Below are 24,232 nucleotides of genomic sequence, written 5' to 3' on the forward strand. Positions count from 1 at the left end.
AACCGGTCGCCGCCGGTGCCCCACCGCCGCACTGGAAGGTCCACGGGACACGCTAGTCCCGGTAACGCGCGACCGGTGGGGCCGGCGCCGGGCCCAACGACGTCAGCCATCGTCGGTACAGCCGGGTCCAGGTCCCGTCGGCGCGGATCCTGGCGAGTACGCCGTTGACGAACCGGACGAGTTCCGGGGACTCCCGGGAGATCGCCACCCCGTACGGCTCGTCACTGAACCGCGGACCGACCACCTCGGTGTTCGGGTCCTGGGCGGCGAGCCCGACCAGGATGCTGTCGTCGGTGGAGACCGCGACGACCTGGTTCTGCTGGAGCAGCACGAGGCAGTCGGTCCAGTTGACCACCGAGACCGGCCGGGTGCCCTTCGCGGCGATGTTCCGGATCGAGGTGCTGCCCGCCGCCGCGCACACCTTCCTGTCGCGCAGATCCTCGATCCTCCGCACCCCGGAGCCCCGGTTGACGAGGACGCGCTGGCCGGCGGTGAAGTACTCGGTGGAGAAGCTGACCTGTTGCCAGCGTTCGCAGTTGATCGTCATGGTCCGCACCACCATGTCGACGGTGCCCTCCTGGACCACCTTGATCCGATCGGCGGAGCTGATCGCCCGGAACTGGATCCGGGCCGGGTCGCCGAAGAGCCCCCGGGCGATCTCCCGGGCGATGTCGATGTCGAAGCCGGTGAGCTGGCCGGTCAGCGGATCTCGGAACCCGAACTGGTAGTTGTTCTGGTCGACGCCGACGATCAGCCGTCCACGCTGGACGATCTCGGCCATCGCCGTGCCGCCCGGCATCTGGCGGGGAGGGGGCAACGAGCCGGACGGCCGCAGGCTGGCCCGGGGGTCGCACGAGCCGGACGGCGCCGCCGGCCCGGTCGGCACGACCGCCGGATCCTGCATGCCGACCGGCCGGGGCGGCTCCGCCACCACCTGGTTGTCGGGCAGTGCCTCCTCGCCGGTGCCGCACGCGGCGAGGCCCACCGCAGCCACCGCCGCGACAAAGCCGGCGAGCAGCCGCACGGTGATCCGCCGGTGTGTCATCGGTACTCCACTATCCGCTGTTGCATGCCCACGGCGGCACCGACCAGCAGGACGAGGGTGAGGCCGGCGATACCGATGTCGACGCCGGTGAGTGCCCGCCCGGCGCCGGTCGCCTCACGTTCGAAGCGCCTCCCGTTGTGGTCGATGGCCGAGGCGAGCGCCTCGTCGAACCGGTTGAAGATCGCGGCGGTGGTCTGCTCGCCGGTGCCGACGGTGGCGGCCACCGCCTTGGCGTACTCGCCGCTGTCGTCGAGGGTCCGTACGGTGCGGTGCGCGGCCGACCACTCCCTGCTTCGGGCGATGGCGGTCTCGACCGCCTGCCGCGTGGTGTCGTCCGGAGCCGCCAGCCGGGCGCGGGCCAACAGCCCGCCAGAGCCGTCGGCGCCGGCGAGGCGCTCCATCATGACGGTGTAGTTCTCCTCGAACGCCGCCCCGTTGCCCCGGGCGACCAGGGTCAACGCCTCGTCGGCCCGGGCCTGCAACCCGGCGATCCGCGCCTCGGCCAGCAGGTTCACCTGGGCGGAACCGGAGTCCCGGCTGTCCCGGAGGTTCCCGGCGGCCACCAGCGCCGACGCGGTGAGCCAGCCGACCAGCAACAGCGCCCCGCCGGTGGCGACCAGCAGCCCCACGTTGAGCAGCCGGTTGGTGCGCCGGGTCAGGTGGATCTGCGTCAGCACCAGACCGGCGAGGGTGAGTAGCGCGAGCAGCACGGCGACCCACGGAAAGCCGGCCGCCCGGTCCCGCGCCTCGTCGAGCTCGGTCGAGGCCCCCGCATAGAGTTCCTGGGCCGCGGGCAGCAGCTCGTCGCGCATCAGGCCGGAGGCTTCCTGCAGGTAGGCGACGCCGAGCGGCAGGCCCTGCCGGTTGTAGGTGCGGGCGGTTTCCACCAGACCGGCGTAGACCGGCAGCCGCGCCGTGATCCGGGCGACCGCCCTGGCACCCCGGCTGTCGTCGGGAACGGCGGACGAGACGGCCGTCAGCGCCGAGGCCGCGTCGGCCAGGTCACGCTGGTAGCGCTCACGCAGCGCCGGTGGTTCGAGCCCGTTGGAGAGGAACGCGCTCGCAGCGGTGGCGTCGGCGTCGGAGAGCGCCCGGTAGAGGCCCTGCGCCGCCACCGCGAGTTCACCGCTGCGTGCGGTGACGTCCCTGACCAGCTCCGCGCGCTGCCGGACGCCGGCGAACGCGACCGTCCCGGCAAGCAGACCGAGCACGACGACCCCGGTCAGGATGGCGGTCAGCCGGCCGGGTGTGCGGCGCAGGAAGGTGTTCATCCAGCGCCACCGGTCCGGCGGGCGGGGTCGGGGTGAGGCGGCCAACCGCCCTGGCGGGACAGCCACCGCCGACCCGTGCGAACCCACCCGTACCCCCCAACCCGGCGCCGGGAACCCCCCGGCCGGACGTGGCCAAGGCGGTCAGATCTTGGACGACCGGCTTCAAGGTAACCAATCGGCTCAACCGGTGGGGGGTGCCGCACCGACCGCCCGGACGGTCCACGGACGTCGGCAACGGCAGCGGCACCGCCACGCGCCACCGTCCACTCTGACCCCCGCCGGGCGGCCGTCGACATCCGGCGGGGCGCTGCCGACGGGCTGCCGGACTGACGGGCCGCCGGGCGAGCCGGCAGCTACCGGACCGAAAACGTAACCTGGCCGAACACGGGCGGTCGTGTCCGTCTACCAGGGTGATAAGGCTAACCTGGATCGGACGTCCGGCATCGCCGGCGGGGTGGAAGGCGGTAGGCGGATTGTGCTTTCGCGCGGAGAACACGTGACGACGCCCTCGCGGACCGGGCGGCCGGCGGTGATGACCGACGTGGCCCGGCTTGCCGGCGTGTCGCACCAGACGGTCTCCCGGGTGATAAACGGTCATCCGCGAGTCCGTCCGGAAACCCGGGACCGGGTGGTCCGGGCGATGGCGGAGCTGAGCTACCGGCCGAACGCGATGGCGCGGGCACTGGCCAGTCGCCGCTCCCGGGTGCTCGGCGTGGTCAGCTTCGACACAATCCTGTTCGGCCCGGCCTCGACGCTGCTCGGCATCGAGCGCGCCGCCCGGGCCGCCGGTTACGGGGTCAGCATCGTCACCCTGGAGAAGGTCGACCGCCGGGGGGTGCTCAGCGCCGTCGAGGCGCTGGAGGGTCAGGGCGTGGACGGCGTCATCATCATCGCACCACAGATGGCGGCCGCCGCCGCCCTGCACAGCCTGCCCCGGGGCATGACGGCGGTCGCGGTCGAGGCCGGCCAGGACAGCGGGCTGCCCTCCGTCGCGGTGGACCAGGTGGCAGGTGCCCGGCTCGCCGTCGGACACCTGCTCGAGCTCGGGCACCGCACCGTGTGGCACGTCTCCGGACCCAGCGACTGGCTCGAGGCCGGTGACCGGATCATCGGCTGGCGCCAGACCCTGGAGGAGGCCGGCGCCGCCGTGCCGCCGATCATCTCCGGGGACTGGAGCGCCCGCTCCGGGTACGCCGCCGGCACCGCACTGGCCGGCAACCCGGACGTCACCGCGGTCTTCGTCGCCAACGACCAGATGGCGCTCGGCCTGCTGCGCGCCCTGCACGAGCGGGGCGTCCGGGTGCCGGCAGACATCAGCGTGGTGGCCTTCGACGACATACCGGAGGCGGAGTTCATGCTGCCGCCACTCACGACCGTGCGGCAGGACTTCGACGAGGTCGGCCGGCGCGGCATGGCCACCCTGCTGCAACTGCTCGACGTGGGCGGCCGGGACGGCCAGCCTACCGTCACGCTGCCCAGCACCACGCCGATCCAGCCGACGCTGGTGGTCCGGCAGAGCACCGCCGCACCGCCGGCCGGCCGGAGCTGACCGGGGACCGGAGCTGACCGGACGCCGTCGACCCCGGCTCCGCAACGCCCCCTCCGTTACGGGCCGGTTCGCCCGTGCCGACTAGCCTGGCGCTGTGTTGAAAGCCCACAGGACGAGCTTCTGGCGCAGCCGCTACGAGATAACCTTCGGCGGCCGGGTGGTGGCGACCTGGGACGATGCCTTCTGGCGCAGTGGCGGCAACTTCGAGCTGGACGGCCAGCACTACCAGGTACGCGGCAACGCCTGGGGCAACCGCTACGGCATGACCGACGCCACGGGCCAGCGGGTGGCAGCCGCGGACCGGGTCGGCCGCAAGCGCTGGACGGTCGAGGCCGGCGGGCAGACGTACCACTTCCAGCGTGCCTCGTTCTTCGGCAACGCGCAGGAGCTGCACGCCGGCGGCCGGCGGGTCGGCTCGGTCCGGCGGACCAGCTTCTGGCGCGGCGACATCGTCGCCGACCTGCCCGGGCTGCCGCTGCCGGTGCAGATCTTCGTGCTCGGCGTGGTGATCACGATGTGGGACCAGCAGGCCGCCGCGGCGGCCGCCTCCTGAACCATCCGGGCCGGCTCAACCATCCGGGCCGGCTGGGCCAGCCTTCCCACTGTTGCCGACCGGCGGCAAAAACGACAACCGGCGACCGTGCCGCGCCCCTTCCGGGCATGCTCAGGTGATGGGCGGCAAAGGGGGTACCACGGCGTGAAGGACTACGACGACGACTGGACCGAGGAGCAGCGCGCGCTCTACGACGAGTGCTACGACCTCGGCGCGGCCTGGGCCGGTGATCCGGAGACCGACGCGGAGCAGCTCCAGGACGTGATCAATCTCGCCGAGGCCGACGAGGACGAACTTGCCGACGTCGACCTCGGCTATCCCCCGCTGGTCGACGCGGTGGCCGAGGCGACCGGGGAACAGGTGACCAGTGTGACCGCCGACCGGGACGATCCGGCGTTCCGGGGCTTCGTCGACGGTGCGCGGCAGGGCGCCGAGGAGGACGTCTTCGGGCTCTGATCCCGCATCGGCGATCACGCCCTCTCCCCGGCGATCATCTCACTCGCGGGTCAGCGGCGGATCGGGCCAGCCGAGGGCGGACAGGGCTGACAGGCCGGCGTCAGGCAGGTCCGGCCGCGTCGGCCCGGCGCGCCGGCGGGCCGGGTGCGCGCAACGACGCCGGGAAGTCGGCCCGGCTGACCCGGACGTGCTGGCTGGTCAGCACTGCGACGGCGCCGGTGTAGCCGGGACCCACGTCGAGGTCGTGCAGTTGCACCGGTCCGTCGAGGGGACGGTCGGCGGCCCATTCCACCAGCCGGGCCGGCTGGTCCGGCGGCGTCAGCGTGATCTTGTTCATCGGTACGGCCAGCCCGTGCCCGGTCGCCTTCAGCAGGGCCTCCTTCCGGGCCCAGTAGCCGAAGAAGGCCCGATGGGCGGAGTCCGGCGGCTGGCCGCTCCACCAACGCAGCTCGTCGGCGGAGAGCACGGAGCCGCTCAGCGCCGCCACGTCGGTGCGGTCGGTCAACTCCTGGACGTCCAGGCCGACCGGGTCGGCGGCCACCGCGAAGGCGACCCAGTCGCCCGAGTGGGTGAGCGAGAAGTCGAGCTTGTTGTCGGCGCGGTCGATCACCGGCTTGCCGTGCCCGGCGCCACAGTGCCGGCAGTGCCGGGAAAAGCTGAGCGCGCCGGCCGGCACACCGAGATAGTGGCCGAGCAACAACCGCACCCCGACGTGACCGGCCTGGTAGCGGTCACGGTCGGCGGCCAGCCGGAACCGCGCGTGCCGCTGCCGCTCCTCCTCGTCGAGCACGTCGTGCCCGGCCCACTGCTCCGGGCCGACCGGCAGCCGCCACACCTGGCACTCGCCCGGCACCGGCGGCACCGGGGCGCCCGCTCCGCGCCACGTGCCGGTGCCCTCGCTCCCGGTGGTCCCGGTCGCAGTCCCGGTCGTCCCGGTCGTCCCGGTCGGGTCCCGGGCCCGGTCGCCGGGCAGGTCGTCGGGCGGGCGGAGGGATGCGGTCAACGGGCACCACCAGGGGTCGCGGGTGGACGGCGGCCGGGGAGGGCCGGGGCAGACTCTGCCGCGAGCATGCCAGCCGCGTGGCCGGCGCACCAGCCCGGCACACCCCGGCACGCCGACCGTCCGGGTGTGCCGACCCCGCCGGTGCGCCGGCCGCGACCCGGTACCCCGACCGGGAGCCGGTACCGACCAGCTAGACCGCCCTCAGCGCTGGCCGTAGGCGTTCTGGTAGCGCTCGTAGAGGGCGTCGACGTGCCGCTGCTCGATCGGCACCAGCGATCCGCCGGTGCGGGCGATGTGCACGGTACGGGCGACGTCCTCGCACATCACCGCCGCCTTGACCGCCGCCCTGGCGCTGGCGCCCACGGTGAAGACCCCGTGGTTACGCATCAGCACCGCCGGGGAACGGTGCCCCGTCAGGGTGGCCACGATGCCCCTGCCGATGTCGTCCCCGCCGATCAGCGCGAACGGGCCGACGGGGATCTCCCCGCCGAACTCGTCGGCCATCGCGGTGAGTACGCACGGAATCGCCTCGTCCCGGGCCGCCCACGCGGTGGCGTACGGGCTGTGCGTGTGCACCACGCCGTTCACCTGCGGCATGTGCCGGTAGACGTACGCGTGCGCGTCGGTGTCGCTGGACGGCGATCGGGTGCCGTCGACGACGTCCCCGTCGAGGGTGGTCACCACCATCGACTCGGGGGTCAGATCGTCGTACGAGACGCCGCTGGGCTTGATCACCATCAGCTCGGCCCCCGGCACCCGGGCGCTGACGTTGCCGCTGGTCCAGGTGACCAACTCCCAGCGGGTGAGCTGTTCGTGCAGTCGGCACACCTCCTCGCGGACCCGGGCGACGGTGTCGCTGAGGCTGTCCGTGATCGCACCGCTGGTCATCGGCGCACCTCCTCGCGTAGCGCGTGCAACCGGTGCAGCACGTCGTTGCCGCCCCGGCCGAAATAGTCGTGCAGCCGCTCGTACTCGGCGTAGAGCCGGTCGTAGACGTCGGCGGCGGCCGGGTCGGGCCGGTAGACCCCCCGGCGGACCTTGCCCATCACCGCCGCCGCGCTGGTGATGTCCTGGTACGCCCCGGCCGCCACCGCCGCGTGGATCGCCGAGCCGAGCGCCGGGCCCTGGTCGGAGTCGATCACCGAGAGCGGCCGGCGCAGCACGTCGGCGTAGACCTGCATCAGGAAGGCGTTCCTGAGCAGGCCGCCCGCGACGATGAACTCGGTCACCGGCACCCCGGCGGCGTCGAAGGCCGCGACGATGGTCCGGGTGCCGAAGGCGGTCGCCTCGATCAGTGCCCGGTACTGGTCCTCCGGGCGGGTGGCCAGGGTCTGCCCGACGATGACGCCGGAGAGATCGTGATCGACCAGGACCGACCGGTTGCCGTTGTGCCAGTCCAGGGCGACCAGCCCGTGCTGGCCGGGGCGCTGCGCGGCGGCCAGCTCGGTCAGGTGGTCGTGCACGCCGATGCCCCGCCGGGCGGCCTCCTCGGCGTAGGACGCCGGCACGCAGTGCTCGACGAACCAGCCGAAGATGTCGCCGACGCCGCTCTGTCCGGCCTCGTAGCCGAGCCGGCCGGGGACGATGCCGTCCCGGACCACCCCGCACATCCCCGGCACCTCGGCCAGGGTGTCGGCGACCATCACGTGGCAGGTCGAGGTGCCCATGATGGCCAGCATCTGGCCGGGCTCGACGGCGTTCGCGGCGGCGGCGGTGACGTGCGCGTCGACGTTGCCGACCGCGACGGCGATCCCGGCCGGCAGCCCGGTCAGGGCCGCAGCCTCCGGGGTCAGCCGCCCGGCCAGGCCGCCGAGCGGGGCGAGTGGGTGGGCGAGCCGGGTGTCCACGAAGTCGGCGAAGTCGGGGTGCAGCGCGGCAAGGTAGTCCCGGGTCGGGTAGTGCCCGTCCTGGTGGATGCCCTTGTAGCCGGCGGTGCAGACGTTGCGGGTCTCCTCGCCGCAGAGCTGCCAGATGATCCAGTCGGCCGCCTCGATCCACCGCTCGGTCCGGGCGTAGACCTCCGGGTCCTCGGTCAGCACCTGGAGCGCCTTGGCGAACTGCCACTCGGCCGAGATCCGCCCGCCGTACCGGGGCAGCCAGGACTCTCCGCGCTCCTCGGCCAGCTCGTTGATCCGGTCGGCGTGCCGCTGCGCGGCGTGGTGTTTCCAGAGCTTCGGATAGGCGTGCGGCCGGTCGGCGAGCCCGGGTACCTCGTTCAGCGGCGTCCCGTCGGCGAGGGTGGGCAGCACCGTGCAGGCGGTGAAGTCCGTACCGATCCCGATCACCGCCTCGGGGGCGACGGACGCGGCCGAGAGTGCCTTCGGCACCGCCTCGCGCAGCACCGACCGCCAGTCCTCCGGCATCTGCAACGCCCACCCGCCGGGCAGCGCGGCACCGGTGGCCGGCAGCCGGTCGTCGATCACCCCGTGCCGGTACTCGTGCACCCCCGAGCCGAGTTCGGCGCCGTCCGAGACCCGGACCACCACCGCCCGGCCGGAGAGCGTGCCGAAGTCGACACCCACCACGTACCGGTCCGCACCGTCAGCGCTCACTCGCGTCCCTCCTGGCTCTTCCCTCTCCGGCTCGCCGCCCATTCCGGATGTGACGGGCGGCGAGCGGCCGGCACCACCGGCGCCGCCGCTATCCTCAGCCAATCACGGTGTTAGCGCTACCACCACTGCCCGGGTACGCCGCCGCAGCGCGCTACCGTCCGCCGCCGCACTCAGCTCTGCCGCCGGGTGACGACGCGTTGCAGCACGATGAAGGCGAAGAGCAGCACCCCGATCACGATCCTGGTCCACCACGAGCTGAGATTGCCCTGGAACGTGATGATCGTCTGGATGAGGCCGAGCACCAGCACACCGAAGACCGTGCCGAGCAGATAGCCTGAGCCGCCGGTCAGCAGCGTGCCACCGATCACCACCGCGGCGATCGCGTCGAGTTCCAGACCGATCGCGTGTGTGCTGTTGCCGGAGAGCATGTAGAAGCTGAGCAGCACCCCGCCGAGCGCCGAGCAGAACCCGCTGATCGTGTAGACCCCGATCCGGGTACGCGCCACCGGTAGTCCCATCAGCAGCGCCGACTGCGGGTTGCCGCCGATGGCGTACGTGTTGCGGCCGAACCTCGTGTAGCCCAGCACGTAGATCCCGATCGCCACCACGACCAGCGCGATGACCACACTGACCGAGATGAAGAAGCCACCGAACCGGAGCCGCTGCTGTGCTATCGAGGTCCAGAAGGGATCGTCGATCGTGATCGAGGAGGTGCCGATGGTGTAGCAGAGGCCGCGGGCCAGGAACATCCCGGCAAGCGTGACGATGAAGGGCTGGATCTCGAAGTAGTGGATGATGCAGCCCATCCCGAAGCCGAGCAGGGCGCCGATCAGCAGCACCAGCGGCAGCACCAGGTACGGCGACCAGCCCCGCTCCTCCAGCAGCGAGGCGGAGAGCATGGTGGTCAGCGCCACCACCGACCCGACCGAGAGGTCGATGCCGCCGGTCAGGATCACGAATGTCATGCCAACCGCGACCACCAGCAGGAACGCGTTGTCGACGAAGACGTTCAACACGACCTGGGTGTCGGAGAACCCCTCGTAGCGCAGCACCCCGGCGCTGTACATCAGCACCAGCAGGGTGAGGGTGGCGAGCAGCGGAAGGTACTTCTGCTGCGGCCGCAGCACCCGCAACCGCCCGTTGGCCAGCGGACCCGCAGCCGCGGTCATGCTTCCTCCTCGATTCGCTCGCCGTTCATGCCGGCACCTCCACCTTCGGCCGCTCCCGGTCGGACCGCGGCAGCGGTGGCGGTTTCCGGCGCCGACGGAACACCTTGGCCCGGAAGGCCGGCGACTGCAGCAGGCAGACCACCGTGACGACCAGTGCCTTGAACAGCAGTGTGGTCTCCGGTGGGATGCCGATGGTGTAGATGGTGGTGGTCAGGGTCTGGATGATCAGTGCGCCCAGCACCGTCCCGCCGAGCGAGAACCGGCCGCCGGCCAGCGACGTGCCGCCGATCACGACCGCGAGGATGGCGTCCAGCTCGATCCAGAGGCCGGCGTTGTTGCCGTCCGCGCTGGAGACGTTCGAGCTGATCATCAGTCCGGCCACCCCGGCGCAGAGGGCCGCGAAGACATATCCGGTGAAGATGATCCGGCGGGCGTGGATGCCGGCCAGCCGGCTCGCCTCGGCGTTGCCGCCCACCGACTCGATCAGCAGGCCCAGCGCGGTACGCCGGGTGAGCAGCAGGGCGAGGACGAAGACCAGCAGCGCGATCAGGATCGAGAACGGCACCGTCAACCAGTAGCCGCCGCCGATCAGCTTGTACGGCGAGCTGTTGATCGTGATGATCTGCCCGTCGGTGATGAGCTGGGCCAGCCCGCGGCCGGCAACCATCAGGATCAGGGTGGCGATGATGGGCTGGATGCCGACCTGGGCGACCAGCAGCCCGTTCCAGGCGCCGAGCAGCAGGGCCAGCCCGAGGGCGAGGCCGACCGCCATCAGCACACCCGGCACGCTGTTCTGGTCACCCAGTTCGCTGATCCGCAGGCAGGCCAGCGCCCCGCAGATGGCCACGACCGAACCGACCGAGAGGTCGATGCCGCCGGTGGCGATCACCAGGGTCATGCCGAGCGAGACCAGGATCAGGGGTGCTCCGAACCGCACGATGTCGACCAGGCTGCCGTAGAGGTGCCCCTGGCGTACGTCGATCGCGAAGAAGTCCGGGGTGAAGAACAGGTTGCTGAGCAGCAGGATCGCCAGGACCACCAGGGGCCAGAAGAACCGGTGCCGTAGGAGATCGGCCATCATCCCTCCTCCCGGACGACGGTCACGTCCGGATCGTGCGGTGACCCGTCGGCCGGTGGCGGCGCCGCCACCGTCGAACCGTTGCCGCTGGCGATGATCGCCATGATCCGCTCGGCGGTCACCTCGTCGTCGTTGGCCAGTTCGTCGACCATCCGCCGGTCCCGCAGGACGGCGATCTTGTGACTGAGCCGGAGCACCTCCTCCAGCTCGGCGGAGATGAAGAGCACCGCCATGCCGCCGTCGGAGAGGGTGACCACCAGGCGCTGGATCTCGGCCTTGGCGCCGACGTCGATGCCCCGGGTCGGCTCGTCCAGGATCAGCAGCCGCGGTTCGGTGATCAGCCAGCGGGCCAGCAGCACCTTCTGCTGGTTACCGCCGCTGAGCTGGCCGACCAGCGCCTCCGGGTTGGCCGGCACGATTCGCAGCGCCCTGACGTACCTGTCGACGAGTTCGTCCTGCCGGCGCCTTGGCAGCGGCCGGGACCAGCCCCGGGCGGCCTGTAGTGCCAGGATGATGTTCTCCCGGACGGTCAGCTCCGCGACCAGCCCCTCGGTGCGGCGGTTCTCGGAGCAGAAGGCGATGTCGTGTGCCATCGCGGTGCGCGGGCCGCGCATGGTCACCGGCGCGCCGTCCACCGCGAGCCGGCCGTGGTCGGGGCGGTCCGCGCCGAAGAGCAGCCGGGCCACCTCGGTACGCCCGGAGCCGAGCAGACCGGCCAGCCCGACCACCTCGCCCCGGTGGATGGTCAGACTGAACGGATCCACCGCCCCATCCCGGCCGAGCCCGGTCGCCTCGACCACCGGACGGTCCCGCTCCAGGGTGGCCAGCGAGCGCCGGGGCTGCTCCTCCAACTCCTCCAGCGCGGCGAGATCCTTGCCGATCATCGCGCTGACCAGGTCGAGCTGGCTCAGTTCCCGGGTGGCGTACTCGCCGACCCGGCGGCCGTTGCGGAGCACGGTCATCCGGTCGGAGATCTCGTAGACCTGGTCGAGGAAGTGGCTGACGAAGAGGATCGCCATCCCCTCCCCCTTGACCTGGCGCATGACCCGGAAGAGCTGTGCCACCTCACCGGCGTCCAGGCTGGAGGTCGGCTCGTCCAGGACGAGCACCTTGGCGGAGATGTCGATGGCCCGGGCGATCGCGACCATCTGCTGCACCGCGAGGGAGAGGCTGCCGAGCGGGGCGGAGACGTCGACCTCCAGCCCCAGCCCGTGCAGGAGGTGCCGGGAGCGGCGCCGCAGTTCGCTCCAGTGGATGGCGCCGAAGCGGCGCGGCTCCCGGCCGATGTGGATGTTCTCCGCGACGGAGAGGTTGGCGCAGAGGTTGACCTCCTGGTAGACCGTGCTCACGCCGGCCTGCTGCGCCTGTAGCGGGCCGGTGAAGCGGACCGGGGTGCCGTCGAGCACGATCTGGCCCTCGTCCACGTCGTACACCCCGGTCAGCACCTTGATCAGCGTCGACTTGCCGGCACCGTTCTCGCCCATCAGGGCATGGACCTCGCCGGGAAAGAGCCGGAAGTCGACCCCGTCGAGTGCCCGTACGCCGGGGAACCGCTTGCCGATACCGGCCATGGTCAGGATCGCCCGGGGCTCCCCCGACGTCTCCATCCGCTCTCCTCCGTTCAGCCGTGCCGGCAGGGTCGGCGCGTCGTTCCGTCGGTCAGTGTCGTTCCGTCGGGTCGGTCAGTACTGCCGGTTCGGCAGGGCCTCCTTGGCCTGTTCCTGGGTGAACGTTGTCTCCTCGGTGATCACCCGCTCCGGCACCGACTCACCCGCGTCGACCTTCTTCACCAACTCCATGAGCTGTGGGCCGAGCAGCGGGCTGCACTCGACGATGAAGTTGATCTTGCCGTCGGCGAGCGCCTGCATCCCGTCCTTCACCGCGTCGACGGTGATGATCTTGATGTCCACCCCAGGCTTGAGACCGGCACCCTCGATCGCCTCGATGGCACCGAGGCCCATGTCGTCGTTGTGCGCGTAGAGCACGTCGATGTCCTTGTGTGCCTTGAGGAAGGCGTCCATCACCTCCTTGCCCTTGGCCCGGGTGAACTCGCCGGTCTGGGAGGCGATGACCTTGAACTTCGGATCGGCCTTGATGACCTCGGCGAAGCCGTCCCGGCGGTCGTTGGCCGGTGCCGACCCCGTGGTGCCCTGCAGTTCCACGATGTTCACCGGCTCGGTTGTGCCCTGGTACTCGGCGACCAGCCACTCACCGGCCTTCTTCCCCTCCAGCACGAAGTCCGACCCGATGAAGGTCTTGTACAACGTCTTGTCGGGAGAGTCGATCGCCCGGTCGGTCAGGATGACGGGGATGTCGGCGTCCTTCGCCTCGCGCAGCACCGTGTCCCAGCCCGACTCGACCACCGGCGAGAACGCGATCACATCGACCTTCTGGGTGATGTACGACCGGATCGCCCTGATCTGGTTCTCCTGCTTCTGCTGCGCGTCCGTGAACTGCAGCTCGATGCCGGCCTCCTCGGCGGAGTCCTGGATGGACTTGGTGTTGGCGGTACGCCAGCCACTCTCCGCACCCACCTGCGCGAAGCCCAGCGTGATCGTGCCGTCGTCGTTACCCGAGCCGGCCCCGCCGCCGTCGCCTCCGCAGCCGGCCAACGTGGTTGCCAGCAGCCCGCCGAGTACAACGGCGGAGATTCTTTTCAGCACCGTTACCTCCTCGCCTGGAACATCGTCATCTGTCGTAGTTACCGTTCACACGCAGGGCCGAGCAGCAGCCACCGACGTCTCCGGCCCGGAATCCGCTACTCGTGGATTCGGCCTAGTCCCCCACTTGGGTCGCCGGCGCTCCGGACACAGCGGACGATCCGCAGGGCTTCCTGTTTCGTGAGTGTTAACGTTCTCATGCCGGCCGTCAAGAGGTACTTCCGGCGACGGTATGGATCCGTGATGCTGGACGTCGTCGGACTCCATCGCCAGACGGCGCGGCCGAGACGAAGGAGCGGCCGTTGACAGCTGACCGTATCGACGCCGGTGACCAGCCGAGCGGCCCTCCGCCACGCATCCGCGGCTCGGTGATGCGGGATGTCGCCCGGCTGGCCGGGGTCTCCCACCAGACCGTCTCCCGGGTGCTCAACAACCATCCGAACGTACGGCCGGAGACCCGCGAACGGGTACTCGCGGCGATGCAGGCGCTCAACTACCGGCGCAACTCGGCGGCCCGCACCCTCGTCACCCGGAGGTCCCGCACCCTGGGGCTGATCGCCTTCGAGACCACGCTCTTCGGTCCCGCCTCCACCCTGTACGGACTGGAGCAGGCGGCCCGTGCCGCCGGCTACTTCGTCAGCGTGGCGAGCGTCCGGACGCTGGACCGGGAGTCGGTGTTGGATGCGGTCGACCGACTCTGCGAGCAGTCGGTCGAGGGCATCGTGGCGATCGCACCGCAGAGCAGCGTGGGTGCCGCGCTGACCCAGGCACCGGCCGGACTGGCCGTGGTCGGGGTGGGCGGCGGCGGCGAGCACGTGCCCACGGTCTGTATCGACAACGCCACCGGCGCCGAGCTGGCCACCCGGCACCTGCTCGACCTCGGCCACACCACCGTGCAGCACATCGCCGGCCCACCCGACTGGCCCGAGGCACGCGACCGGGTCGACGGCTGGCGGGCGGCGCTGCACGCCGCCGGTGCCCCGGTGCCTCCGCCCCGGCCGGGGAACTGGAGCGCGAGGTCCGGCTACGAGCAGGGCCGGCTGCTAGCCGCCGACCCGACGGTCACCGCGGTGTTCTGCGGCAACGACCAGATCGCGCTCGGCGCGTTGCGGGCGCTGCACGAGGCGGGGCGCCGGGTGCCCGACGAGGTCAGCGTGGTGGGCTTCGACGACGTACCGGAATCCGGCTACTTCCTGCCGCCGCTCACCACGGTCCGCCAGGACTTCGTCGAACTCGGCCGACGCAGTCTGGATCTGTTGATCGAACAACTCGAAAGCGGCGTCCGGACCAACCGCCGGATCTCGTTGACCCCCCGCTTCGTCGCCCGGGCGAGTTCCGGACCGGCGCCGGGCAGTTCGCCGAGCACGGCCACCCCGAGCCGATCGACCGGCGGTTCGCCCCCCGAATGCGTCCCGTCGGATTAACCGGGATAGCATGCCGGCCGGCAATCACCACCACCCGCCCGTCGTCGGGCGCTCCCACCGGCATACCGCGGACCGCGTTATGGCCCGCATAGCGCCGGCACGGGAGCGGGAAACTCGCCGGGACCTCCGCGACGCACCGGAAATGTCCAATGGCTTGCAGAATTGGCATCCGATCAGTCAAACTCGACTCCTAGCAATAAATGTTCACGAGGAGTAATCGACCATGGCGAAGCAGGTAATCACACTTCTGACCGACGACCTCGACGGCGGTGAGGCCGACCGCACTGTCGAGTTCGGCCTGGACGGCGTCAACTACACGATTGACCTCTCGGATAAGAACGCCGGCAAGCTCCGCAAGGCGCTCGACGTTTACATCCACGCGGGCAGCCGGGTAGGACGCGGCGCAGTCGATAGCCGCCGGCCGGGTCGACGCGGCACCACCACGAGCCCGACCCGAAGCGATCGCGACCTGAACCGCGCGATCCGCGAATGGGCCGTGCAGAACGGCTACGAGGTTTCGGAGCGGGGCCGCATTCCGTCGTCCGTCGTGCAGGCGTACAACAGCCGGTGATCGGATGGGTGCGGGCGATGCCCGTTCCCGATTTCCGCCCGCACACCCGCGCACCGGCCACGAGCCGGCGCGTCAGCTCCACGGGCGACCGGTCGCCCGTGGAGCTGGCGCGCTCGGGAAGACCTACCGTCCGGCACCCGACGGCGACGGTGCCGCCGGCTTGTCGGCGGCCGGCGGGCCGCCACTCGCCGGTCCAGCGGGCGGAGCCGGCGGTGCCGGCTTGATGTCGGCCGGCACCGGCAGCGCGCTGCCCTTGGTGAACTCGTCCCAGCTCACGTTCCAGGCGGTCCAGCCGTTCCCCTGGTCGAGGGTGACCTCGGTGCCCCTGATCGTCACCAGGTCGCCGATCCTGGTGGTCTCCATCAACCACTCCGAGTTCTCGTCCGACACGTTCGTGCAGCCGTGCGAGACATTGCGCTCGCCCTGGGCGCCGACCGACCACGGCGCCGCGTGGATGAACTCGCCGCCCCAGGTGAGTCGCTGCGCGTTGAAGACGGTGACCACGTAGGGGTCCGGCGAACCCGTCGTGTCGAAGACCGTGGACTCGTGCTTCTCCATGATCACCATCTTGCCGCTCGACGTCGGGGTGCTGCTCTTGCCGAGGCTGACCGGAATCTTCTTGACCAGGACGTCGTCCTTGAACACCGACATCTGCTTGGTCGCGTTGTCGATCTCCAGGAAGACCCGGTTCCCGATCTTCGCGGTGCCGGCGCGATCGGTGTCGCCGAAGCTCCCCTCACCCATCGGCACACCGTCCAGGGCGGCCCGGACGCCGATCGTCGTACCCGGTCGCCAGAAGTCGGGCGCCCGGTAGGAGACCTGGCGGCCGTTCTCGTCCCACGACCAGGCTCCCGGCTGCGGCGGATCGGTGGTGACCAGGAGCCGGCGCTGGATACCCGCCCGGGCATCCTTCGGGATGTCGGAGTCGAAAGAGACGGTTATCGGCATTGCCACGCCGTACGTCTGGTCACTCTGCAGATTAAGGTTGGTCACCGTCCGCTTGGCCGGTTTGTCCATGGTGCTGAAGGTCGTCTCCTGGGTGATCGCCTTCCCAGCGTCATTCTTCGCGGTTACCCGGGCGGTATAGGTCTGCTTGTTCGCCAACGCCCTGCTCGGCATCCAGCTCGTACCGTCGGCACGCATCGCGCCGTCGACGCGGGTGCCACCGGCATCGGTCACGACGACCTCGGTGACCTTCCCGTCCGTCACCGCCGTACCGATCTCGACACTGGTCGGCAGATCCCTGCTATCGGACGCCGGGGTAATCGCCAGCTTGGGAGGTGGCGGGGCCGGCCGCTCGGCCCGCCGGAGCGGATTGCCCGTGCAACCCGCCAGGACCAGCGGTATAGCCGTCATCACCAGCACCACCAACAACAGCGCTCGACGCCTCAGTACCATGCTCCCTCCACCCCATTCCCCCGATCCCGGTCAGAAAGGCTTTCCCCGCTCCACGGTCGAGCCGCCGCACGTTGCGGCGAGATCTGCCATTGCCGGGGAATCGCCACTCAGCCGAGGGGTAAACCCCGGGCCGGCCACTTCCGGCACACGGCGAGCGGCGGACCCCGCCGGTGGCGCGGCTGGTCACGCCTCCAGGACGACGGCCAACCCCTGGCCGACGCCGATGCAGATCGCGGCAAGGCCCAGCCCACCACCGCGACGGTGCAGTTGCCAGGCGAGCGAGCCGAGGATGCGCGACCCGGACGAGCCGAGCGGGTGGCCGAGGGCGATCGCCCCACCCTGCGGGTTGACGATCGCCGGGTCCAGTTCCTTCCACAATCCGAGGCAGGCCAGCGACTGGGCCGCGAACGCCTCGTTGAGCTCCACCACCGCCAGGTCCGACCAGCCGATGCCGGCCCGCCGCAGCGCCTCCTCGGCGGCGTGTACCGGGCCGATGCCGAAAAGGTGCGGCTCGATGCCGGCCACCGCCCGGGAGACGATCCGGGCCAGCGGGGTCCGACCGGCTGCCTCGGCCCCGGCCCGGTCGGCCAGCAGCAGGGCGCTCGCCCCGTCGTTGAGCGGCGAGGAGTTGCCGGCGGTCACGCTGCCGTCCGGCCGGAACACCGGTCTCAACCTGGCGAGCGCCTCGACCGTGGTCTCCGGCCGCACGCTCTCGTCGCGCTCCAGTTCGGTGCCGGGGACCGGGCTGACCTCGTCGGCGTACGCTCCGTCGGCCCAGGCACGGGCGGCCAGCCGCTGGCTGCGTACGGCGAAGGTGTCCTGCTCGTCGCGGGAGATGCCGTACCGCTCGGCCAGGATCTCGGTGCACTCGCCGAGCGAGGCGGTCCACGCGTCCGGCATCGCCGGGTTGACCATCCGCCAGCCGAGGGTGGTGGAGTGCAGGGTCTCGTGTCCGCGCGGGTAGCCCGCCTCCGGCTTGGGCAGCACCCACGGCGCCCGGGTCATCGACTCGACGCCGCCCGCCACGCAGATCGAGGCATCACCGACGGCGATCGCCCGGGACGCCCCGATCACCGCCTCCAGGCCGGAGCCGCAGAGCCGGTTCACCGTCGCACCGGGCACGGTCGGCGGTAGGCCGGCGAGCAGTACCGCCATCCGCGCCACATCCCGGTTCTCCTCGCCGGCACCGTTGGCGTTGCCGAGGAGTACGTCGTCGATCCGGGCCGGGTCGAGCTCCGGGCTGCGTCGGACCACCTCCCGCAGCACGTGCGCGGCAAGATCGTCGGGACGGACCCCGGCCAGGCCACCGCCGTACCGCCCGATCGGGGTCCGGACGGCGTCGAGGACGTACACGTCGCTGGCCACGCTCTCTCTCCCTACTTCCGGCGGATCGGCACGACGGTACCGCTGTCGGGAAGCAGGGATGTTGCCGGTCCACCCGACCAGCCCCGCGGAGAACGACGTCGGTCTCCGGCGAGGTCTGACCGGATGGTGCGGTTACCGCGCCGTGGCGGCCACCGTGGCGGGTTCCTCCGCCAGACCACGGCCCCGGCGCCGGGCGAGACCGGCGTCCAGCGACCAGCGCCCGCCGCCGAGCGCGGCGACCAGCAGGAAGGACCAGCAGAAGAGCGCGGCGAGCTCGCCGCCGTTGTTGAGTGGCAGCAGCGCCTCGGGCTGGTGCACCACGAAGTACGCGTACGCCATCGAGCCGGAACAGATGACGGCGGCGACCCGGGTGCTCAGGCCGACCAGCACCAGAAGCCCACCGACGAACTGGATGAGCGCGGCATACCAGCCGGGCCAGGTGCCGACCACGATCGCCTCGCCACTACCGCGGTTGCCACCGAAGATCCCGAAGAGGGAGGCCGCACCGTGCAGGGTGAAGAGCAGTCCGAGCACGACTCGGAACAGCGTGGTCGTGACATCGACGATCCGGGCATTGGGCATGGGACACTCCTTGCAGACTGGCAGTAACAACTCTGGGGTCCCACGGCATCGCCACGTTAACCATTTTCATCGATGCATGTCAATACGTTTCCTGCGCACCGCCGACGTGTATCGTCACCTCGAACCGCCGCACCGGCTGTCCGGGCGTCTCCCAGCCACGCCGCAGCGCCAGCCGCACCGACGTCCGGCCGGCTCCCACGACCGTGAACCGGAGCTGCCTGGTGCCGGTGCCACCCGACCCGGCCCCCGCCGGCCGGAACGAGTCGCCGGCCGGCGCGAGCACGTGCGCGTCCACCTCGTCGAGCTGCCACCGGTACCCTGAGCTGGGCGTCTCGTCCAACTCGACGACCACGAGATCTCCCGGCGCGGCCGGGTACGACCGGCCGGCGTCGGCCCCGGTCAGGTCAAGTCGCGGCACACCGACCCCCGGCCTCGGCGCTGTCGGACCAGCCGCCCCGACCGGTCAGTGCGGCAACTCCACCGCGCAACACGCTTCCCCCTGATCCTGGAGCAGTCCGTCGAAGTCACCACGCTTCATCTTGAACCGGCCGCCCCATCCCCAGGCCGGACCCCAGGCATTCTGGAACAGATAAGCGTCCTCGGACTCGATGCGGTCGAGCATCAGATAGCAGTGCCCGCCGGATGACGCACCGGTCGGCGTGACGAAGCCCTTCTCGTCAGGGTTGAACATGTCCGCGGTCCAGGCGGTACCCACCACGATCGACCCCTGACTGTCGATCCACTCGTCGATCTCCGCCGTCGTACGCGCGAACGCGAAGGCGGCGAGCCGACCGCGCTCCCGGACGGCGAGCGCCCCCGAGCGGACGGTGGAGCCGTTCTCCTTGCGTGGCTCGCCGTCGATCACCTTCGCCTCGTAGTAGAGGGCGTGGGCGTCGGCGTTCTGGTACGTGCCCGCGACCGGCATCGCATCCACCCAGCCCGCCCACCCGAAGCCGACGCAGTGGCCGGTCTGGCCCTGGTCGAGCTGGATGGTCAACTCCCAGGCCGGGGCCTTGTCGCGGACCGCGACGGGCTCCCGCTGGGTGCGGAGCCATCGCCAGAAGACCAGGTATGCCCGCCAGTCCGAGAAGTAGGGAGTCCCGGTCAGCACCTGCTCCACCGTCATCTGCCGGATCGACTCGGCCGGCTCGGCGATCTCCAGCAGCCGGGGGATGTCCCAGTCCCGCGGATCCGGCCGGTAGACCCGGCCGAGCAGCTGGGGGCCGGGGACGCTGCCGGCGCTCGTCTCCGGCGGATCCACCGCGTAACGTCGCTCCTGCTCCATCGACTCGCCTCCGGCCGGGCCCTGGCGGGCGGGTGTACACCGGCGGCGCCCGTCCGACTCGCGCCGCCGCAGGATCCGACCGTAGCCACCGCGGCACCCATTGTGCGCCCCGATGACAATCCCGTGGGTCCGATCGGGGCAGGTCCGTCGGCGACGGGTCACGTACGGTCGGCGTTCCCCCGCTCCCCGTCGCGGGCGGCCCGCCGTATCAGCCTGCCGGCCTCCCGGCTCGGGCAGCCGCCGGCCCGGAGGATGTCGGCGGCGGAGACCCGTAACTGGGTGACGAACGCGTCACCGTAGTTGTTCAACCCCTCGCGTCGGGCCCGACCGGCGGTCCGGGCGGCCACCACCGCCAGGCGGCGGGTGCCGCCGACGTTCCGCCCGGTACGCGACTCCCGGTGCAACTCCCGTACGGCGTCCGCCAGCATCTCGACGGCATCGGGCAGGCAACCGGGCACCTCTTCCCGATAGTCGATCATTGTTACGGCCCGGCGGGCCATGGAGCGGCTACCGCCGATAACCCGCCGCAACTCCGTCGCGCCATGCGCGTAGTGTTCGAAATCCTGCCGGCGCCCCCAGCGCACCGGCGCCAACCGGACCACCTCCTCGGCCCCGCTGACCGCCTCGTCCAGCCGCGCCAGGTCTGGATCCATCCCGCGCAACGAATCCCGCGCCCGCCGGGCCCGCTCGATGTCCCGCTCCCGCAACGCCGCCGCGACCTCACGGAGCCCCGCGCCGAGCGTGACGAAGACCGGTCCCGCCGCCCGGTTGAGCACCCGGATCGGATTGAGCGGCAGCAACAGGGCCACCACCACCAACCCGACCCCGCTGCCGGTCGCCGCCGCGACGATCCGGGGCAGCTCCAGGTCGCGTTCGCTGGACGAGAGGGTCGCGATCAGCACCGCAGTACCGCCGACCTGGCTCACCACCGTCCCACCCCGCCCCACCAGGCCGAGCGCGACACCGATGGCCAGGGCGACGATCACGCCCGTCTGCCACGGGCCGCTACCCAGGAAATAGATCAGCGCGTCACCGACGGCGATGCCGATACCGATTCCCAGCAGCAGCTCGAAGGTGCGTCGGGTGCGCTGACCGAGAGCCGCGACGATCGTGCCGACCGCCGCGGTGGGTGCGAAGACCGGGTTCGGGTTGGCCAGCAGGTTGTGTGCGATCCACCAGGAGAGCGCCGCTGCGAGCCCGGCCTGCACCGCGATCAACACGATGACCTCCATCTGCCGCATCCGCAGCTGCGTGGCCCGACCGCCCTCCTGTCGGGCCCGGCCGGCCGTGGCGCGGAGGCGACCGAGGAGAGCGATCAGCGGCGACCGCGAGGGCGGTCCGGAGCGGTCCGACATGGCGGCCGACTACCCGGCCCGGTACCGCCGAACCGTGCGCACCTGTCCAGTGGCGACATCGCGGGCGTACCGCAGGCCGCCCGGTTTCGTCCACCCATGCTCGGGTAGAGCCTCGCCGGCACACCGCACGACGGAGGTGGGCCCGGAGGGTGGAGGTGGGCATGGCCCGGCAGTGGCGCAACTGGTCGGGAAGCCTGCGCTTCGTACCCGGCGAGTACGCGACGCCGTCGACCGAGGACGAGGTCCGGGAGCTGGTCTGCCGGGCCCGGGAGCGCGGGACCCGGATCCGGCCGGTCGGCTCCGGGCACTCCTCCAGCCCGCTGGTCCGGACCGACGGCATCCTCCTCGACGTGGACCGGCTCGACGGGCAGTTCGGCTACGACCCCGAGCGTCACCGGGCCACCGTCGGGGCCGGCAGCCGGCTCCGGGAGCTCGGCGAACGCCTGTACGACGCCGGGTTGGCGATGGACAACCTCGGCGACGTCGACCTGCAGACGATCGCCGGAGCCACCGCCACCGGCACGCACGGGACCGGAACGAGGTTCGGCAATCTCTCCACCCAGGTCGCCGCGGTTCAGCTCGTCACCGGGACCGGCGAGATACTGGACGTCTCCGCCGAACGGAACCCCGAACTGCTGCCGGCGGTCCGACTCTCCCTCGGGGCGCTCGGCGTGCTCACCCGGATCACCCTCCAGCTCAACCGGGTCTACGAACTGCACCGGCAGGTCTGGTGCAGTTCTCTGGGGTGGACGCTGGACCATCTCGACGAGCTCCAGCGGGAAAACCGCAACATGGACTTCTACTGGTATCCCCGGGACGACCAGACCCAGATCCGGACGCTGAACCTGGTCGGGCACGAGCCGGACCTGCGTCCGCCGGGCCCGTGCCGGCAGAGCGTCACCGGGGCCAGCCACCGCAACATCCCCCGCCGCCGTGAACTGCGGTTCGACGAGATCGAGTACATGATCCCCTCCAGCGAGTTCGCCGCCTGCTTCGGCGAACTCCGGCGGCGGGTCCTGGACCGGCACCGGCGGTACGTCGGCTGGCGGGTACTGATCCGGACGGTGGCGGCGGACGATATCTACCTCAGCAACGCGCACGGCCGCGCCAGCACCACCATCGCCTGCCTGCAGAACAGTTCCCTGCCGCACGAAGAGTACTTCGCCGACGCGGAGCGAATCTTCCGGCAGCACGGTGGGCGTCCACACTGGGGCAAGAAGCACTCGCTCGCCGCCCGGGACCTCCGGCCGCTCTATCCGGAGTGGGAGACCTTCGCCGGCATCCGCCGCCGGCTCGACCCGGACGGTGTCTTCCTCACCCCGGATCTCGCCCGGCTGTTGGAACAGCCGTGACCGGGCCCGTCGGGCACCGGGTATGGGTGCTGCCCGCCGGCCGGATCCCGTTTCCGAGCAACGGCAGCGAGCCGGAGTTCACCAGTTTCGACGCCCTCTGCGTGCTCAACGCCGGCGGCGGACCCGCCGAGCTGGCTCTCACCGTCTACTACGAGGACGCGGAGCCGGTCGGCCCGTATCCGGTCTGCGTGCCCGCCCGGCGGGTCCGGCACATCCGGTTCAACGATCTGATCGACCCCGAGGCGCTGCGACTGGACCGCCCCTTCGGCGTCGTGGTCAACTCCAGCACTCCGGTCGTGGTGCAGTTCAGCCGCCAGGACACCAGGCTGCCCGGCTCGCTCGCCATCGCGACCACGCTGGCCTTCCCCGCCGACCCGGGCGCCCCGATCACCGTGGCCGCCGGCCCCGGTGGTGTCGGTCCCGCCGGTGCCGGCCCGGTCGGGGCCTGCGACCACGATCCGCAGGACGGCGGTTAGCCGTCGGGACGGCCGTCAGTTGTCGGACGGCCGTCAGTTGTCGGACGGCCGTCAGTTGTCGGACGGCCGTCAGTTGTCGGCCAGGTCGGCGCAGCCGGACTCGTCCGGCAGGAGCGGCCGGAGGCTCACGTTCCACCGCTGCTCGCCGGACTTCCACGGGGTCAGCGCGTTCGCCTTGCTCGCCAGGGCCAGCAACTCGGTCGCCTCGGCGCCCCGGACCTCCAGGCAGCCCACGTCGAACCCGGCCGACGGCGGCTGTCCGGGCAGCGCCGGGCCGGGCCAGGTGATCTCGGGAGGGGCCGCCACCCCGCTCTCGTCGGGACGCCAGGGCATGGCGACCGCTGCCACCGCCTCAGGCTGGTACGGCCGCGCGTCGCCGACCTCCTCCGGGCCCAGCGTCCCGGAGAGGTCGGTGAGCGCCCCGAGCAGGTCCTGCAGCTCCGCCCGGGCCGCCCGCTGCGCCTCCGTGAGCCCGGGTCCCTCCTCGGCCAACGCGTACACCTCCAGCACATCGGTGCCGCCGGCGGTGGAGACGGTGAAGCGGGTGGACGGGAGGTCCGCGACGTTCGGCCGGCCGAGATCGGCGGCGGAGTCGACGCCAGCGGCCATGGCCCGCTCGATCAACCCGTCGATCGCCTCGACCGGGATCTCCTGCTGCTGGAGGTTGGGCAGCGCCGGTGGCGGATAGATCTCGATCTGCGGGCCCTCCGTGATGACCCGCCCGTCCGCGTAGACCGTCACCACCGGCACCCGGACCAGCCGGGCGGCCGGCGCCACGAACCCGCCGACGTGCTCGACCCGGAGCACCACGCGGTCGGGATCGGCGGGAAGCGGATCGCCGCCCGACCCGCCCGGGCCGTCGCCGGCCGAGTTCCCGCCCTCCCGGGCACATGCGGCTACCAGCAGAAGCAGCGCACCGACACAGGTTATCCGGACACCTCGCCACGTTCTCATGCCAATCAGACGGGCCGGCACCTCGATCGGTTCCGGTCCGTCGCGACGGAGCCGGGGCAACGGGCGGAGCCACCCGGGGTCCCGTCGGGGGTCCGGCGGTCGACCGGAGCGCTCCGGTCGACCGCCGGACGGAC

Annotated in this window: 23 protein-coding genes; 7 read left to right on the top strand and 16 right to left on the bottom strand. The window is 71.3% G+C overall.

Annotation, left to right across the window (positions count from 1 at the left end; genetic code table 11):
• Positions 1 to 52: 52 nt before the first annotated feature.
• A complete protein-coding gene (locus ACN28C_RS23395; RefSeq protein ID WP_422769669.1) occupies positions 53 to 1,045 on the bottom strand; it encodes a glutamate ABC transporter substrate-binding protein in 993 nt (330 codons plus the stop codon).
• A complete protein-coding gene (locus ACN28C_RS23400; protein ID WP_422769670.1) occupies positions 1,042 to 2,316 on the bottom strand; it encodes a hypothetical protein in 1,275 nt (424 codons plus the stop codon). Before ACN28C_RS23400 ends, ACN28C_RS23395 begins: the two co-directional genes overlap by 4 nt.
• 532 nt (positions 2,317 to 2,848) lie before the next feature.
• Between ACN28C_RS23400 and ACN28C_RS23405 the strand changes: the two genes are divergently transcribed.
• The 3 genes from ACN28C_RS23405 (at position 2,849) to ACN28C_RS23415 (ending at position 4,874) form a co-directional block, all read left to right on the top strand.
• A complete protein-coding gene (locus tag ACN28C_RS23405; protein WP_422774783.1) occupies positions 2,849 to 3,865 on the top strand; it encodes a LacI family DNA-binding transcriptional regulator in 1,017 nt (338 codons plus the stop codon).
• Between the two features lie 94 nt (positions 3,866 to 3,959).
• Positions 3,960 to 4,418 (top strand): hypothetical protein, encoded by a 459-nt coding sequence (locus ACN28C_RS23410; RefSeq protein WP_422769671.1) that lies wholly within the window; start codon positions 3,960 to 3,962, stop codon positions 4,416 to 4,418.
• Between the two features lie 144 nt (positions 4,419 to 4,562).
• On the top strand, positions 4,563 to 4,874 hold the full coding sequence (locus ACN28C_RS23415) for a hypothetical protein (protein WP_422769672.1): 312 nt from the start codon (positions 4,563 to 4,565) through the stop codon (positions 4,872 to 4,874).
• Between the two features lie 100 nt (positions 4,875 to 4,974).
• Here the strand turns inward: ACN28C_RS23415 and ACN28C_RS23420 are convergent, their stop codons facing one another.
• From ACN28C_RS23420 to ACN28C_RS23450, 7 genes are all read right to left on the bottom strand, one after another.
• Positions 4,975 to 5,877 (bottom strand): 4'-phosphopantetheinyl transferase family protein, encoded by a 903-nt coding sequence (locus ACN28C_RS23420; protein WP_422769673.1) that lies wholly within the window; start codon positions 5,875 to 5,877, stop codon positions 4,975 to 4,977.
• A 201-nt stretch (positions 5,878 to 6,078) separates the two neighbouring features.
• A complete protein-coding gene (locus ACN28C_RS23425; protein WP_422769674.1) occupies positions 6,079 to 6,765 on the bottom strand; it encodes an L-ribulose-5-phosphate 4-epimerase in 687 nt (228 codons plus the stop codon).
• A complete protein-coding gene (gene araB / locus ACN28C_RS23430) occupies positions 6,762 to 8,471 on the bottom strand; it encodes a ribulokinase (protein WP_422769675.1) in 1,710 nt (569 codons plus the stop codon). Before araB ends, ACN28C_RS23425 begins: the two co-directional genes overlap by 4 nt.
• 128 nt (positions 8,472 to 8,599) lie before the next feature.
• Positions 8,600 to 9,598 (bottom strand): galactofuranose ABC transporter, permease protein YjfF, encoded by a 999-nt coding sequence (gene yjfF, locus ACN28C_RS23435; RefSeq protein WP_422769676.1) that lies wholly within the window; start codon positions 9,596 to 9,598, stop codon positions 8,600 to 8,602.
• Positions 9,599 to 9,623: 25 nt separating this feature from the next.
• Positions 9,624 to 10,676, bottom strand: a complete 1,053-nt coding sequence (locus ACN28C_RS23440) for an ABC transporter permease (protein ID WP_422769677.1) — start codon at positions 10,674 to 10,676, stop codon at positions 9,624 to 9,626.
• A complete protein-coding gene (locus ACN28C_RS23445) occupies positions 10,676 to 12,283 on the bottom strand; it encodes a sugar ABC transporter ATP-binding protein (RefSeq protein WP_422769678.1) in 1,608 nt (535 codons plus the stop codon). Before ACN28C_RS23445 ends, ACN28C_RS23440 begins: the two co-directional genes overlap by 1 nt.
• A gap of 75 nt (positions 12,284 to 12,358) precedes the next feature.
• Positions 12,359 to 13,339 (bottom strand): ABC transporter substrate-binding protein, encoded by a 981-nt coding sequence (locus ACN28C_RS23450; RefSeq protein ID WP_422769679.1) that lies wholly within the window; start codon positions 13,337 to 13,339, stop codon positions 12,359 to 12,361.
• A gap of 368 nt (positions 13,340 to 13,707) precedes the next feature.
• Here ACN28C_RS23450 and ACN28C_RS23455 point away from each other — a divergent pair, with 368 nt between their 5' ends.
• Complete coding sequence (locus ACN28C_RS23455) at positions 13,708 to 14,760, top strand: LacI family DNA-binding transcriptional regulator (RefSeq protein ID WP_422774784.1); 1,053 nt, start codon at positions 13,708 to 13,710, stop codon at positions 14,758 to 14,760.
• 223 nt (positions 14,761 to 14,983) lie between these two features.
• On the top strand, positions 14,984 to 15,331 hold the full coding sequence (locus ACN28C_RS23460; protein ID WP_422769680.1) for a histone-like nucleoid-structuring protein Lsr2: 348 nt from the start codon (positions 14,984 to 14,986) through the stop codon (positions 15,329 to 15,331).
• A gap of 123 nt (positions 15,332 to 15,454) precedes the next feature.
• Here ACN28C_RS23460 and ACN28C_RS23465 read toward each other — a convergent pair whose 3' ends face one another.
• The 6 genes from ACN28C_RS23465 to ACN28C_RS23490 all read right to left on the bottom strand — a co-directional run bounded on the left by ACN28C_RS23465 (position 15,455) and on the right by ACN28C_RS23490 (position 21,202).
• A complete protein-coding gene (locus tag ACN28C_RS23465) occupies positions 15,455 to 16,729 on the bottom strand; it encodes an Ig-like domain-containing protein (protein ID WP_422769681.1) in 1,275 nt (424 codons plus the stop codon).
• Positions 16,730 to 16,912: 183 nt separating this feature from the next.
• Positions 16,913 to 18,094, bottom strand: coding sequence for a thiolase family protein (locus ACN28C_RS23470; protein WP_422769682.1), 1,182 nt, complete (start codon positions 18,092 to 18,094; stop codon positions 16,913 to 16,915).
• A 132-nt stretch (positions 18,095 to 18,226) separates the two neighbouring features.
• Complete coding sequence (locus tag ACN28C_RS23475; RefSeq protein ID WP_422769683.1) at positions 18,227 to 18,676, bottom strand: DoxX family protein; 450 nt, start codon at positions 18,674 to 18,676, stop codon at positions 18,227 to 18,229.
• A 79-nt stretch (positions 18,677 to 18,755) separates the two neighbouring features.
• The gene (locus ACN28C_RS23480) at positions 18,756 to 19,094 is read right to left on the bottom strand and encodes a protease inhibitor I42 family protein (protein ID WP_422769684.1); all 339 of its coding nucleotides are present in this window, start codon (positions 19,092 to 19,094) and stop codon (positions 18,756 to 18,758) included.
• A gap of 45 nt (positions 19,095 to 19,139) precedes the next feature.
• Complete coding sequence (locus tag ACN28C_RS23485) at positions 19,140 to 19,961, bottom strand: hypothetical protein (RefSeq protein ID WP_422769685.1); 822 nt, start codon at positions 19,959 to 19,961, stop codon at positions 19,140 to 19,142.
• 158 nt (positions 19,962 to 20,119) lie between these two features.
• Positions 20,120 to 21,202 (bottom strand): FUSC family protein, encoded by a 1,083-nt coding sequence (locus tag ACN28C_RS23490; protein WP_422769686.1) that lies wholly within the window; start codon positions 21,200 to 21,202, stop codon positions 20,120 to 20,122.
• A gap of 275 nt (positions 21,203 to 21,477) precedes the next feature.
• On the opposite strand from ACN28C_RS23490, the gene ACN28C_RS23495 reads away from it, so the two are divergent.
• Both ACN28C_RS23495 and ACN28C_RS23500 read left to right on the top strand, forming a co-directional pair.
• Positions 21,478 to 22,668, top strand: a complete 1,191-nt coding sequence (locus ACN28C_RS23495) for a D-arabinono-1,4-lactone oxidase (RefSeq protein WP_422774785.1) — start codon at positions 21,478 to 21,480, stop codon at positions 22,666 to 22,668.
• Positions 22,665 to 23,144 carry a sensory rhodopsin transducer gene (locus tag ACN28C_RS23500; RefSeq protein WP_422769687.1) on the top strand — a complete coding sequence of 160 codons (480 nt, stop codon included), beginning with the start codon at positions 22,665 to 22,667 and terminating at the stop codon, positions 23,142 to 23,144. The genes ACN28C_RS23495 and ACN28C_RS23500 overlap by 4 nt, the downstream gene beginning before the upstream one ends.
• A 69-nt stretch (positions 23,145 to 23,213) precedes the next feature.
• On the opposite strand, the gene ACN28C_RS23505 is transcribed toward ACN28C_RS23500, so the two are convergent.
• Complete coding sequence (locus ACN28C_RS23505) at positions 23,214 to 24,098, bottom strand: hypothetical protein (RefSeq protein ID WP_422769688.1); 885 nt, start codon at positions 24,096 to 24,098, stop codon at positions 23,214 to 23,216.
• Positions 24,099 to 24,232 lie beyond the last annotated feature (134 nt).

It is taken from the genome of Plantactinospora sp. WMMC1484 (assembly GCF_049315195.1).
Taxonomy (GTDB): domain Bacteria; phylum Actinomycetota; class Actinomycetes; order Mycobacteriales; family Micromonosporaceae; genus Plantactinospora.

Coding starts and splice junctions, on each gene's coding strand:
- ACN28C_RS23505 (WP_422769688.1), bottom strand. CDS start 24,098: ATGAGAACGTGGCGAGGTGTCCGGATAACCTGTGTCGGTGCGCTGCTT.
- ACN28C_RS23425 (WP_422769674.1), bottom strand. CDS start 6,765: ATGACCAGCGGTGCGATCACGGACAGCCTCAGCGACACCGTCGCCCGG.
- ACN28C_RS23465 (WP_422769681.1), bottom strand. CDS start 16,729: ATGGTACTGAGGCGTCGAGCGCTGTTGTTGGTGGTGCTGGTGATGACG.
- ACN28C_RS23475 (WP_422769683.1), bottom strand. CDS start 18,676: ATGCCCAATGCCCGGATCGTCGATGTCACGACCACGCTGTTCCGAGTC.
- araB (WP_422769675.1), bottom strand. CDS start 8,471: ATGGGCGGCGAGCCGGAGAGGGAAGAGCCAGGAGGGACGCGAGTGAGC.
- ACN28C_RS23490 (WP_422769686.1), bottom strand. CDS start 21,202: ATGCGGCAGATGGAGGTCATCGTGTTGATCGCGGTGCAGGCCGGGCTC.
- ACN28C_RS23400 (WP_422769670.1), bottom strand. CDS start 2,316: ATGAACACCTTCCTGCGCCGCACACCCGGCCGGCTGACCGCCATCCTG.
- ACN28C_RS23445 (WP_422769678.1), bottom strand. CDS start 12,283: ATGGAGACGTCGGGGGAGCCCCGGGCGATCCTGACCATGGCCGGTATC.
- yjfF (WP_422769676.1), bottom strand. CDS start 9,598: ATGACCGCGGCTGCGGGTCCGCTGGCCAACGGGCGGTTGCGGGTGCTG.
- ACN28C_RS23495 (WP_422774785.1), top strand. CDS start 21,478: ATGGCCCGGCAGTGGCGCAACTGGTCGGGAAGCCTGCGCTTCGTACCC.
- ACN28C_RS23440 (WP_422769677.1), bottom strand. CDS start 10,676: ATGGCCGATCTCCTACGGCACCGGTTCTTCTGGCCCCTGGTGGTCCTG.
- ACN28C_RS23460 (WP_422769680.1), top strand. CDS start 14,984: ATGGCGAAGCAGGTAATCACACTTCTGACCGACGACCTCGACGGCGGT.
- ACN28C_RS23395 (WP_422769669.1), bottom strand. CDS start 1,045: ATGACACACCGGCGGATCACCGTGCGGCTGCTCGCCGGCTTTGTCGCG.
- ACN28C_RS23485 (WP_422769685.1), bottom strand. CDS start 19,961: ATGGAGCAGGAGCGACGTTACGCGGTGGATCCGCCGGAGACGAGCGCC.
- ACN28C_RS23455 (WP_422774784.1), top strand. CDS start 13,708: ATGCGGGATGTCGCCCGGCTGGCCGGGGTCTCCCACCAGACCGTCTCC.
- ACN28C_RS23405 (WP_422774783.1), top strand. CDS start 2,849: ATGACCGACGTGGCCCGGCTTGCCGGCGTGTCGCACCAGACGGTCTCC.